The sequence below is a fragment of the Reichenbachiella faecimaris genome (assembly GCF_900176375.1).
Taxonomy (GTDB): Bacteria; Bacteroidota; Bacteroidia; order Cytophagales; family Cyclobacteriaceae; genus Reichenbachiella; species Reichenbachiella faecimaris.
The window spans coordinates 1,268,604-1,281,493 of record NZ_FWYF01000001.1; the positions used below are offsets into that span (position 1 = coordinate 1,268,604).

At 40.8% G+C, this 12,890-nt stretch carries 11 protein-coding genes; 2 read left to right on the forward strand and 9 right to left on the reverse strand.

The features are described 5' to 3' along the window. Window positions 1-26: 26 nt before the first annotated feature. The gene (locus B9A58_RS05375; RefSeq protein WP_221407814.1) at window positions 27-554 is read right to left on the reverse strand and encodes a hypothetical protein; all 528 of its coding nucleotides are present in this window, start codon (window positions 552-554) and stop codon (window positions 27-29) included. Between the two features lie 386 nt (window positions 555-940). Between B9A58_RS05375 and B9A58_RS05380 the strand changes: the two genes are divergently transcribed. Together B9A58_RS05380 and B9A58_RS05385 are read left to right on the forward strand one after the other, a co-directional pair. Beyond that, on the forward strand, window positions 941-1,684 hold the full coding sequence (locus B9A58_RS05380) for a hypothetical protein (protein WP_084371385.1): 744 nt from the start codon (window positions 941-943) through the stop codon (window positions 1,682-1,684). Between the two features lie 552 nt (window positions 1,685-2,236). Continuing rightward, window positions 2,237-2,758 carry an NADPH-dependent FMN reductase gene (locus B9A58_RS05385; RefSeq protein ID WP_084371386.1) on the forward strand — a complete coding sequence of 174 codons (522 nt, stop codon included), beginning with the start codon at window positions 2,237-2,239 and terminating at the stop codon, window positions 2,756-2,758. Between the two features lie 54 nt (window positions 2,759-2,812). On the opposite strand, the gene ftsZ is transcribed toward B9A58_RS05385, so the two are convergent. From ftsZ to mraY, 8 genes are all read right to left on the reverse strand, one after another. Beyond that, complete coding sequence (gene ftsZ / locus B9A58_RS05390) at window positions 2,813-4,357, reverse strand: cell division protein FtsZ (protein ID WP_084371387.1); 1,545 nt, start codon at window positions 4,355-4,357, stop codon at window positions 2,813-2,815. A 210-nt stretch (window positions 4,358-4,567) separates the two neighbouring features. Then, window positions 4,568-5,878 (reverse strand): cell division protein FtsA, encoded by a 1,311-nt coding sequence (gene ftsA / locus B9A58_RS05395; RefSeq protein WP_084372021.1) that lies wholly within the window; start codon window positions 5,876-5,878, stop codon window positions 4,568-4,570. Window positions 5,879-5,886: 8 nt separating this feature from the next. Beyond that, complete coding sequence (locus B9A58_RS05400; protein ID WP_084371388.1) at window positions 5,887-6,651, reverse strand: cell division protein FtsQ/DivIB; 765 nt, start codon at window positions 6,649-6,651, stop codon at window positions 5,887-5,889. Further along, a complete protein-coding gene (gene murC / locus B9A58_RS05405) occupies window positions 6,648-8,030 on the reverse strand; it encodes a UDP-N-acetylmuramate--L-alanine ligase (protein ID WP_084371389.1) in 1,383 nt (460 codons plus the stop codon). Before murC ends, B9A58_RS05400 begins: the two co-directional genes overlap by 4 nt. Next, window positions 8,027-9,136 (reverse strand): undecaprenyldiphospho-muramoylpentapeptide beta-N-acetylglucosaminyltransferase, encoded by a 1,110-nt coding sequence (gene murG, locus B9A58_RS05410; RefSeq protein WP_084371390.1) that lies wholly within the window; start codon window positions 9,134-9,136, stop codon window positions 8,027-8,029. Before murG ends, murC begins: the two co-directional genes overlap by 4 nt. Then, complete coding sequence (locus tag B9A58_RS05415; RefSeq protein WP_084371391.1) at window positions 9,137-10,300, reverse strand: FtsW/RodA/SpoVE family cell cycle protein; 1,164 nt, start codon at window positions 10,298-10,300, stop codon at window positions 9,137-9,139. Continuing rightward, window positions 10,297-11,673: a UDP-N-acetylmuramoyl-L-alanine--D-glutamate ligase gene (gene murD, locus B9A58_RS05420; RefSeq protein WP_245826993.1), complete on the reverse strand. Its 1,377-nt coding sequence runs from the start codon at window positions 11,671-11,673 to the stop codon at window positions 10,297-10,299. Before murD ends, B9A58_RS05415 begins: the two co-directional genes overlap by 4 nt. Beyond that, window positions 11,674-12,888 carry a phospho-N-acetylmuramoyl-pentapeptide-transferase gene (gene mraY, locus B9A58_RS05425; protein ID WP_084371393.1) on the reverse strand — a complete coding sequence of 405 codons (1,215 nt, stop codon included), beginning with the start codon at window positions 12,886-12,888 and terminating at the stop codon, window positions 11,674-11,676. Window positions 12,889-12,890 lie beyond the last annotated feature (2 nt).

Sequence of the window (12,890 nt, forward strand, 5' to 3'; positions counted from 1 at the left end):
GTCCCATTAAGAGCACCCGAGCAGGACTAAATAGCAGACAGACTATTGGAAAAATTTCCTTTGATAGTAGAGTTGGTCGAAGTCAGGTCAATAACAAAACTAACCTTACTTTCTTCTGTAGTAACCTTAATGGTACCGCCAGTAATTTGCTCATACTCACTTTTGTCCTCTATTTCTTCATCGTAGTTTGTAAGAATGTACCCTCCTGCAAAAGTAAATGGGTCTCTCTCTTCACCTTTTTCCAAAAAGGTATAAGTTCCTGATGACAATTCATTCTCATCTTGAGAATTGAAATCCAAATACAAGAAAGTACCATCTCCACTAAACTCACCAGACGAAGCACTCAATGTGACTGATGAAGCAGTCAAATACACTTCTACATCATAACTGTCTAGCCCTACATTTTCTCCTAGCAGTTCAAAATAGCCATGATCCAAATCATAAGACACATCATTGTATACCACCAAGCTAGCGACCTCAAACAAATCGTCTACTGAATCCTCAGCATCATCATCAGAGCAAGACATCAATGCAGTAGAAATTACAGCAGCCATCAAAAAAATTCTTTTACCAATTAGGTTCATTTCAATAAGTTTTAATTTTAAAGACGCGAACATATTATAAAAAACATCTCGCTCCCTCTAAAAAGGGATAAAAAATTAACTTTTTATACTTTCATGAGGGGCCAACAATTCACAACCTGAATCGGGGTTCTTCCGCTCTATTGCCATTGTACTTTCATGGCATTTGAAATACCTCAGAAGATTTCAGTCGCATTAGGAAATGCGACCGGGCAGGATTTTTAGTTTTAAAAACAGCGAAATTATACTACAGTATTCTATCTACCAAGATGAACTAATTATAATTTTTGAATTATGGTTTTCATATACATTTTTATGTTATCCTTGCCATTTATTTATCATCAAACTAAAAAATCATAATGATTAAAATCAATCTAACACTACTCGTGTTTTTAGTAGTACAGGCGAGCTTTGCTCAAGTAAATGAGTCAGTGACATTAAACTACTTTGACATTAGTTTATCATCAGAGATTTATGCTACGGTAGCTCCTAATGCTACTTTAGAAAATATTGCCAATGATATGGGTTCAGACGTAGGTGGCGCACTAGGAGAAACTATAGCAGAATTTCCTACTACTGGAAATGAAAAATCAGACCAGCTGAGAAATACTGTATACACAGAAATAGAAAACTTGACTTATCAAGCCTTTAGTGAGCAACTTAAGATTACCATAGAACCTAAGGAAAAGCTTCAAGGTAAAATCAGCTATTTCGGCCATTACCCTCATTTATTCAAATTCAAAAAGGTTTTAAAAAATGCACCAGGAGAGGACTTCTACATGAGCTATCAAGTAGACATGTACAAAGGTGGCATGGGAGTAGGTGCAATGGGCGTGCAAGTGGGAGGTAAAATAAAACCAACCACAGTGATTCGGTTGGCTATTGCCGATAGCAAAGGTAAAGTAGTTCAGGAATTTGAGATCAAAGAAAAAACTGATATCGTAGTAGGGTCTACTAAAACTTCTGTAGGAAACGTGGAAGTGGGTAACGGCGAAAGCCCAGAAGATGTTAGCGCTAAAGTATTGCAAGTCTACCAAGATGCTCTAAATGTATTGATTGAAGAGTTTCAAAAGAAAAACAAGAAGGCTTACAAAAATGCTTAAGCAAATAATCTACAGTTAGTATATCAAAAACTATGTAAGTAAGGTCTGAGGCATAAACTCAGACCTTATTTTTTTGAAGGTACCTAGAAGGTATCTAATGGATACAAATGAGTACTCGTGATTTGTGGCACATTGAGTACCTAATCTGCTCGATCGCAATTGCATTGCGATTGTACTTTCGCGGGATTTGAAATGCCTCAGAAGATTTCAGTCGCATTAGGAAATGCGACCGCGGGAGTCCTCAGTAGCAGCAGCAGAGTAAAGAGTAAGAGGTCAATGCTGTAGAAATTAATGCAACCATCAAAACAATTCCTTTACCGATTAGGTTCATTTCAATAAGTTTTAGTTTTAAAGACACGAACATATTATAAGAAATATCTCGCTCCATTTAAAAAGGGATGAAAAATCAACTTTTAGTACTTTCTTGAGGAGCCAACAATTCAGAACCTCAATTTAACAAACAGCGGATTCTTCTATTTCCAATCAGGCAGATCATCCTATTTACTTTTCTTATCTTCGCGACGGTAACATCCGTTGATTAAAACAGTTTCTATGATCACCATCATCAGCAGCACCAACCGCAAGAATTCAGTCTCTAAAAAGCTGGCACACATCTATCAGGGAATCCTAGAAGATAAAAAGATAGAAACAGAGATGATCTACTTGGATGAATTGCCTGAGGATTTCATAGCTACAGCTTTATATGATCAATCTGGCAAAAACAAATTGTTCAATACCTTCAGAGAGAAGATGCTCAGGGCCGAAAAGATGGTGTTTATCGTGCCTGAGTACAATGGTTCATTTCCAGGTGTACTGAAAGCTTTTATTGATGGGCTGGCATTCCCCAATACCTTCCGTGACAAGAAGGCAGCCTTGGTGGGTATATCGTCAGGGGTACAGGGCGCTGGATTGGCCCTGAGCCACCTAACAGATATTTTCAACTATTGCGGGACGCATGTGCTCGCTCAAAAGCCCAAACTATCCCGCATAGAAGAAAATTTGACAGAAAATAATCTTTCAGAATTGTACCACAGTCTGCTCGAAGAGCAAGTGGATAAACTATTAAGATTTTAGTAGATAGACTTTAGTATTTAGATAAGATCTAAATACTAACTACTCATATCTCCTTTAATCCGGTCTATCATGTAAAAATTTATTGTTGCCCAATTGATTATCATCGTTCAGATTGTACTTGGACACCAAACTCTCCGAAGAGGCCGGTACATTTTTCAAATTCACTTTTTTACGCTGATAAGCAGGCACATCGAATTTCTCTTTGTAACTATTGGCATCTACTCCATCGTCATTGTTGATGCCATCCAATCGACGGCGTCTTTCCTCTGACTGTTCCATCAATAGGATTTTCTTGGATGGCGGGTGAGCCATGCCATCTAGCTCTTCCAAAGGCTCGTCATAAGACACGTTTTTTGACTCCTCAAATAATTGTCTCATTTCGAGTTCGAATGGATCTTCTTCTTCAACCGCTTTAGGCTCAGACTCTGGTGATCTTTCAGGTTTCTCAAAAGAAAAGGATCTCATTTTCAATTGAAAATCTTCCTCGAAGGTATCTTCTTTCACCTCTTGAGGTTCGCTGGTAAAAAGGCTAGTTTGCGTATCCTTTTCCAGATCAAATACCGTTCTAGAAGGCTCCTGATTCTCAGCCTTTGGTGTAATCTTAATATGCTCTTCATCGCTAGACTCGGCCTCAAAACCCGTCGCAATGATCGTTACTCTTATACTATCGCCCAGTTCAGGATCCACACCGTGACCAAAGATCACTTCAGCATCGTCACCAGCTAGTTCCTGCATGAAGTCAGTGATTTCGGTTAATTCATCCATTTGGAGTTCTGCCTGATCACCAGAAATGATGGAAAGCAAAATCTTGTCTGCTCCTTCTATATTCTGATTGTTCAACAATGGAGAATTGATTGCCTCTTCAGCCGCTCTTCTTGCTCTGCTTTCTCCAGAAGTCTCAGCAGATCCCATAACTGCACCACCTGAATCCTTCATTACGGTTTTAACGTCTTCAAAATCCACGTTGACATAGCCAGGAACTGTAATGATTTCCGCAATGCCTTTGGCAGCAGTAGTTAGCACGTTATCCGCTTGAGCGAATGCCTGATTGACAGACAAACTACCAAAAGCCTCGGTCAGTTTATCATTCAATATCATCAGTACAGTATCGCAATTGGCCTTAAGTGCATCTACGCCTTCCATGGCCTGTCTCATTTTTTTCTTTCCTTCAAATTTGAAAGGAACAGTCACGATACCTACAGTCAGAATGCCTAACTCCTTAGCCACTTGAGCGATGACTGGAGCTGCACCCGTACCCGTACCGCCACCCATACCGGCAGTCACAAACACCATTTTGGTATCCTCACTGAGCATGTTTCTAATTTCTTCTTTGTTTTCTAATGCTGCATTCTTCCCTTGCTCGGGATTAGCACCAGCACCCAGACCTTCCGTCAAATTCACTCCAATTTGGAGTTTGTTTGGAATTGGACTGGTATTTAGCGCTTGAGCATCCGTGTTGCAGACTATGAATTCTACTCCTGTGATGCCTTGGTTGTACATGTGGTTTACGGCATTACTACCGCCACCGCCTACACCGATCACCTTGATGATCGATTTGTGATGTGTAGGCAAATCAAATTTAAAACTACTTTCTGTCATGATGTGTTTCGTTTAATCTGTTCGTTTGAAATAGCTGCTACTGCAACTACCTACTTTTTTAGTTTATTTTCTTTTTGTCTTCTTTAATTGTCATTTCGACTAAAGGGAGAAATCTTAATGTCACCTCAAAATTTTAATTAGATTTCTCAGCAGAGCTTCGAAATGACAAAAGACAACGTCACTCGAAGTAATAATGAGTTTGGTTCGTTATTATCGAGCTGAACCGTCCTCAAAATCGTCTATTAAAATGCCCTTGGTTTTCTCCAAAATCTTCTTCAAGATGTTGTCTGAGCTACCCGTTGGCTTTTTTCTTTTATCGTAATCTTTGATTACAGAATCTTCTAAGAAGTACCTGTTGTCTCTGTCATCCAAAGCTTTGAATCCGCAAAGCACTAGTCCTACGGAAGTAGCAAACATTGGACTCTTGATTGCATCCACTTTGCTTTTGCCTAGGTGTTCGTTAGGGAAACCTACACGAGCATCTAATCCAGTCATATACTCAAACAACTGCTTGATAGACACCAACTGAGAACCACCACCTGTGATTACAATGCCGCCCGCCAGTCTGTTTTCATAGCCGCTGGTAATGATTTTGGTATGCACCATTTCAATGATTTCTTCCATTCTCGCTTCGATCACTCTTGCCAGATTCTTCACTGAAATTTCTTTAGGATCACGGTTTTTCAACCCTGGAATAGAGACTACCTCATTTTCGTTTGCCATTTCGGCCAAAGCCTGACCAAATTTGGTCTTCAATATTTCTGCCTGATGATTCAGTACATTACAGCCATCTTTGATGTCTGATGTAATGATGTTGCCTCCGAATGGTATCACAGAGGTATGACGGATGATGTTTTCGTGGAAAATCGCGATGTCTGTAGTACCGCCCCCAATATCCACTAGGCATACGCCTGCTTCCTTTTCCTCGTCGCTCAATACTGACAAGCTAGAAGCCAATGGTTCCAGAATCAGGTTATCAATTTCCAAACCAGCTCTTCGGACACATTTGTTGATATTCTGAATCGCATTGGTTTGCGCAGTGATCACGTGGAAGTCTGCTTCCAAACGAACACCAGACATACCTACCGGATCTTTGATGCCTTCTTCATAATCCACAATATAATCCTGTGGCATCACGTGAATGATCTCGCTCCCAGGTGGAATCACGATCTTGTACATGTCATTAGTGAGTCTGTTCACATCTTCAATCGTAATCTCATCATCAGAAGAATGTCTGATGATCGATCCGTGATGCACGGAGCTCTTGATATGCTGACCAGCTATACCCACATTCACTACGCGAATGTCGATACCTGCCTGCTCTTCAGCTTCAGTGACTGCTTTTTTAATCGCATTAATAGTTTTGTCGATATTGGTCACGATGCCTCTGATTACCCCATCAGACACTGACTTACCCATACCGAGCACTTCGAGTTTACCGAACTCGTTTTTTCTGCCTACGATCGCACAAATCTTAGTTGTACCGATGTCGAGACCTACAATGATTTCATTTGTTTCCATACCATTTATCATTTACAGACGATTTGATTCTTGAATTTGAGGTTGACCGATGCATAAGTGTTCCAGCCTTTGTAAGGCAGGATTTGCTTATAAAAGGTCATTAATTTTCTAAATTTCTTTTCTATATCTTCAGGCTTGCCGAAGATGATTTCTTGTTTGGTCACTTGGGGTTCTAATACCACTTCTTGATTTTTCTCTACTCGTATAGCCGAGATTTGCGCACTCCAGAATTCGTTCTGACTAATGAATTGGAGTAATTCATAGATTTCCAATCCTTGCTGGGAGTTTTTAATGTTACCCTCATTGATCCAGTTGTCATTCGCCAAATGCATCAATACCACACGTGCCGTGTAGTGCTCTGATTCTGGCAAAATATCTCCTGCTACACCTATGTAGTAATCAGGTCCATTGGACACCACTACTCTAGCAATTGGGCGATTTTGGATAACTTCTATAGACATATTGCCTTCCAGATCAATGTATGCCTGAGCGTCATTCACAAACTGATGAGATTCAATGCGATTCTCCAATTCCTTCAGATTGAGGCTGCCAAAATCACTACTCAAGAGATAATCCTTACCTCTGTCATTGATCAGACTCAGTACATCTTCTTGATTGATGAAGTAGTTTTCAAACTGATTATCAATCAAAATGTGTACGTCATTGATGTAGCGATCATTTTGACGAGAGTTGGTAAAACCAATAATAATCGCCAAACCGAATAGCACCAAACCGATTTTAAATGTCTTCCATATATGAATCAGCCATTTCATTTCTTTTCCAACAGGTGTTTAATGGGTGAAACCAACGTATCAATATTTCCCGCTCCTACAGTCAATAAAACTTCTGGTGTCTGTTTATCGAAATAGGCCAACACATCGTCTTTGATATACATAGTCACATTTTTTAAAGTCATTTTTTCTCTAATAATCTCAGCAGTCACTCCTTGGATTGGAAGCTCCCTGGCTGGATATATGTCCAACAAAATGACTTCGTCTGCCAACGAAAGGCTTTCTGCAAAACCATCCACAAAATCTCTGGTACGTGTGAATAAGTGAGGCTGGAAAATGGCAGTGATCTTTTTGTTCGGATAAAGCGCCTTGACAGACTCAAGTAGCGCTTTGATTTCTTCTGGGTGGTGGGCGTAGTCATCAATAAAGACCAAATCCTCAGCATTGATAATATATTCGAACCTGCGCTTCACGCCTTGGTAAGAATTCAGCCCTTTTACCAAGGCTCCATCACTTTCCACTGATTCGCTTACTGAAGCCAATGCCGCCAATGCATTAGATACATTGTGAAAACCAGGCATTACTAATTCGAAACCAGTGATGTTTCGTTTTTCACTTTTGTACTCAAAAGTGAATTTGCCTGCTGCAATATTCAAATGGTCGGCCGTTATGCTTCCACCATTCAATCCATAAGTTTCAACCCCAATGTTTCCATTAGGATTGAGTTCCAATTCGTGTGCTACCTTTTCCTCAATAAATAGCTTTCCATTGGCTTTAATATTCTTAATGAAGGCATTGAAAGAATCTTTCAGCGAGTCTTTCGAACCATAAATATCCAAGTGATCTGCATCTGTAGCTGTGATAATGGCCACATCCGGATGAAGTGTTAAAAACGAACGATCAAACTCGTCGGCTTCCACTACCATTACATCATTATTGATCCCAATCAAAAGGTTAGAATCATAGTTGGTCATGATCCCCCCCACAAAGGCGGAGCAATCAACACCAGCAGATTTCAACAAATGCGCAATCATAGATGAGGTAGTGGTCTTGCCGTGTGTACCTGCCACTGCAATCGTATATTTCGACTCAGTCAATAGACCCAGCACCTGAGATCTTTTATACAGTTCATATCCGTTTTCCACAAAAAATTGATACTCACCTAAGTCCTTGGGGACAGCTGGCGTATAAATAATTAATGCACCCGTTTTCTCCAGTTTCACCTTTTCAGGAATGAGATGGACATTATCTTCAAAATGAATGGCAATACCTTCATCAATCAGCTTTTCAGTCAAAACGGTTGAGGTCTTGTCGTAACCAGTCACAGCAAAACCATTGGCATGAAACCAACGTGCCAGTGCACTCATTCCAATCCCTCCGATCCCTATGAAATAGACGCTATGTATATGCTCTAACTTCATTGGATCATAGTGATTATTTCGTGAGCAATATCTTTCGCAGCATTTGGCTTAGCCATTTCTTTGATGTTAGCGCTGAGCACTTTTTGCTGCTGCTCATTACTGAGCAATTTCAAAGTTTCTTCTATCAAATGCTCCTCTGCATCCTCGTCATGGATCATTTCGGCTGCTTCACGGCTCACCAAAGCCAATGCATTTTTGGTTTGGTGATCTTCAGATACATTGGGTGAGGGCACGAATAAGACTGGTTTGCCAACCAAACAAAGTTCAGAAATTGACAAGGCTCCAGCTCTTGAAATCACCACATCAGCCGCTCCATAGGCTCTATCCATTTCTTTGATAAAAGGAACTATTCTTAATTTTTCTGAATCTATGTGAGCCGTGCGTTCTTTCATCTCCTCGAAATAGAACTTTCCGGTTTGCCATAGCACCTGCACATCAGCTGCCAATAGCTTTTCAACTCCTTCTGCCAATGTGTTATTGATCGTGCGAGCCCCTAGGCTTCCACCCAGGATCAAGACTGTTTTTTTATCACTTCTGAACCCAAAATCAGACAAGCCTTCCAACCTTACCTGATCAGCATTCATAATATCTGTTCTAACTGGATTCCCAGTTTCAATTATTTTTTTCTTTTCGAAAAACCTTTCCATTCCTGGGTAAGCCACACAGATCTTGTTGGCTTTCCCTGCCAATAATTTATTGGTAATTCCCGGATACGAATTTTGTTCTTGAATTAAAGTTGGGATTCCTTTTTTGTTGGCAGCATAGAGCAACGGCCCACTTGCGTAGCCTCCTACACCTACTACCACATCTGGTTTGAATTTTCTCAACAATGCAAATGATTTCCATATACTGGATAGCACTTTGAAAGGGAAAGACAAATTGCTCAGTGAAAGACTTCTCTGCAAGCCACTGATCCACAACCCTACAATGTCATAACCCGCTTCTGGCACTTTTTCCATCTCCATGCGTCCCTTAGCTCCTACAAATAGGATGTCTGTATCATCGTGGATTTCCTTAAAAGCATGAGCAATTGCAATCGCAGGGTAAATATGCCCTCCTGTTCCTCCACCACTGATCATCAAACGATATGTTCTTTGCTCTTTCATTTATGCGTATGCTGCTTCTGTATCTTTTCTATATTCGTTCGAACTTGATGTTCCTATTTCTTCTATCTCTCCCCTGCTTACACTTAGGATAATGCCAATCGCCACCCCTACAAAAAGCTGAGAAGTACCTCCCATGCTCACCAAAGGCAACGTCAGACCAGTAATAGGCACTAAACCAACTGCTACAGCCATATTGACCATGGCCTGCATCACCAAGGCAAAGCTCAATCCTGCTGACAATAGACCGCCATAAGTTCGTTCGCTCGTGGCAACCACCCTTGTCCCTCTATAAAGCAAAGCGAGATATAAAAAGAGGACTATCACACCACCCACTAAACCATACTCTTCAATAATGATGGCATAGATAAAATCAGAATAAGGGTGGGGTAAAAAGTTTTTTTGCTGGCTTTTTCCAGGAGCAAATCGAACAGTTCCTCCATTGGCAATAGCAATAAATGACTGTTCTGCCTGAAATGGGATATCGTCCTCAGATAAGAATGATTCGATTCTGCTCATGGCCGTTCCAGCTCTTTGACCTATAGCTAAAGCAGCTGAGCCAGCAATAGCTCCTACCAGCACCAACATGGCCAAATACTTCACAGGTACCCGACCAATGAACATCACCACCATGCAAGTCACAAAAATCAGGGCTGCACTGGATAGATTGGTCATGGCGATCAAACCACAGATCAATCCAATCCATAATAGCATTGGAATCAAGGATTCCTTGATGTTATCAATATTTTCTTGTCGCTTGGCCAGCATAGAAGCTAGCGTCACTATCAGTGCAAAATTTGCCAAATCGGAAGGCTGGAAAGCCTGGTTGATAAAAGGCACAGTAATCCAGCGTGAAGCTTCATTGATATTGACGCCAAATTTCCAGGTGATGAATAAAAGCGGAACCGAGACATATAAAGCCAGCTTAGAAAGCTTGGCATAATATCTATAATCAATCTTATGAGCCACCCACATGGCCACCCAGCTCAGAAGCACCAGCGAGGTATGCTTGAACAGATAGTGCTCAGTATTGCCTTCCATCTGATTGTAAGCCAAAGTGCCAGTCGCACTATATACCACCAAAATACTGAGCGCTGACAGGGCGATCACAATGAACCAAATCACTGGATCTCCATGTAGGTTTCTATGTGTCCAATCTTTGATCATGCCTTTACTACCTCCTTATCTTTTTTTAACTTCAATACTTCCTCTCTAAAGGAGTCTCCTCTGTGTTCATAATTATTGAACAAGTCAAAACTTGCGCAAGCAGGGGACAGTAGTACCACTTCACCAGGCTGGGCTAATTCGTTGGCGCGAGTAACAGCTTCTTCTGCACTTTTCACCTCCATCAGAATATTCACGTCATTTCTAAATTCTTCTGTGAGATGAGCATTGTCAGTTCCTAAGCAGATGAGTGTGTTGACTTTATTTTTGACCAAAGTCTTGATCTGAGCATAATCATTGCCCTTATTCACTCCACCAGCAATCCAAACGACTGGTCTCGTCATGGCATCTAGTGCATAATAGACTGCGTCTACATTGGTTGCTTTGGAATCATTGATGTATGGGATGTCTTGGATATAACCTATCAATTCCATACGGTGCGGCGCATTCTTGAAAGTGGATAAACCTTTCATAATATCACCAAATGGCACTTCCAATTGAATGGCAGCTAAGATGGCCGCCATCTGATTGTACTGATTGTGACGTCCTAAGAGCGGTAAGTCCTCGATCGGTACTATTTGAATCAATTTTTCGCAATCGAAAATCAAATAACCTTCGAGGAAATAAGCTCCGTTACTGGTTTTTGATCTAGTGGTAATCTGGAGTTTGTCGCAAGACAACTCGCTACTTTTTACTCTTTTGGTAATCATCTCATCATCCTGGTTGAAGATGAAATGAGTCCCTTTATTCATGTTTTTTATCAGACGCCATTTGGCATCTGCATATAATTCAATGTCATTGTTATATCTATCCAGATGGTCAGGTGTAATATTGAGAATCATGGCAATATCAGGTCTGAAATCAATCACACCATCCAACTGAAAGCTGCTCAATTCCAATACGATCACATCTGGACTTTGATCCACTAATAAGTCCGAAAAGCTGTTGCCTACATTACCTGCACTTGCTACCTTCAACCCAGCCTCTTTCAGGATATGGGTGGTCAATAGTGTCGTACTAGTCTTGCCATTAGATCCTGTAATTCCAATGATCTTTGCGTCTGTATATCTACTGGCAAATTCGATTTCTGAAATGATGGACTTTCCTGCCTTTTTGAGCTCAACTATGACTGCTGCAGTTTCTGGGATTCCAGGACTCTTGATGATTTCATCATAATTAATTAACCGATCGAGCGTATGAGTGCCCTCTTCAAAACTCGCTCCCATAGACTCAATGAGTCTTTGCTTATGCACGGGGATGGTTTTCGAATCAGAAAGGAATATTTTCAAACCATGTTTGGCAGCCAGACGTAGGGCTCCCATGCCGCTCTCGCCGCTCCCTAAAATTGCTACGCTATGGTTTTTATTCGCTTTCAATTATCTCAGTTTCAAAGTCACAAGTGTAAGAATGGCCAATAGAATACCTGTCGTCCAGAATCGAGTTACAATCTTGGTTTCATGCACGCCCTTTTTCTGATAGTGATGATGTAAAGGAGACATCAGGAATACTCTTCTGCCTTCTCCATATTTCTTTTTGGTGTATTTGAAATAACTCACCTGAATAATGACAGATAAGTTTTCAATCACGAAGATTCCGCACAAAACGGGAATCAATAATTCTTTTCTTACAACTAAGGCCAATACGGCTATCACCCCGCCAATAGAAAGGCTACCTGTATCTCCCATGAACACTTGAGCTGGGTAAGAATTGTACCAAAGGAAGCCAATACAGGCGCCTACAAAAGCAGTACAGAAAATTACCAACTCACCCGAACCAGGGATATACATTATGTTGAGATACTCGGCGAAAATGAGGTTACCAGAGACATAGGCAAGTATTGCCAATGTAATACCTATAATGGCAGAAGTACCTGCCGCCAGACCGTCCAATCCATCTGTAATATTGGCACCATTTGAAACTGAGGTCACAATGAAAATAACCGCTATGATGTACAACACATTCGTGTAGTCTTCCAAGAAATCTGGCAGCAACCACTTGTAATTGAACTCATTGTTTTTGACAAAAGGAATGGTAGTAATGGTACTTTTTACATCTTCGAAGTCCTGAGACTCTACCACAGCCGTTTCAATAGCCTGATCTGATTTATTGAAATCTCGAACGACAATATCTTGATGAACCACCATGGTCACACCTACAATCAGCCCAATCACTACTTGGCCAATGATTTTGAATTTGCCGGAAAGGCCTTCTTTATTCTTCTTTTTTATTTTGAGATAGTCATCTAAAAAACCAATGATTCCCATCCATACAGTAGTCACCAACAATAGTATAACATAAATGTTGTCCAATTTGGCCACTAACAAAGTTGGGATCACGATAGCACTGATAATGATGATACCTCCCATGGTAGGCGTGCCCTTCTTTTCCATTTGCCCTTCAAGACCCAGATCTCGAATGGACTCGCCCATTTGCTGTTTTTGCAGCATACCAATGAATCGCTTGCCAAAGAAAATGGTAATAAGAAGCGATAGCACGATACCAACACCCGCGCGGAAAGAGATGTATTGAAATACACCTGCTCCAGCGAGATTAAATTGTTGATCGAGATATTCAAATAAGTAATACAGCATCG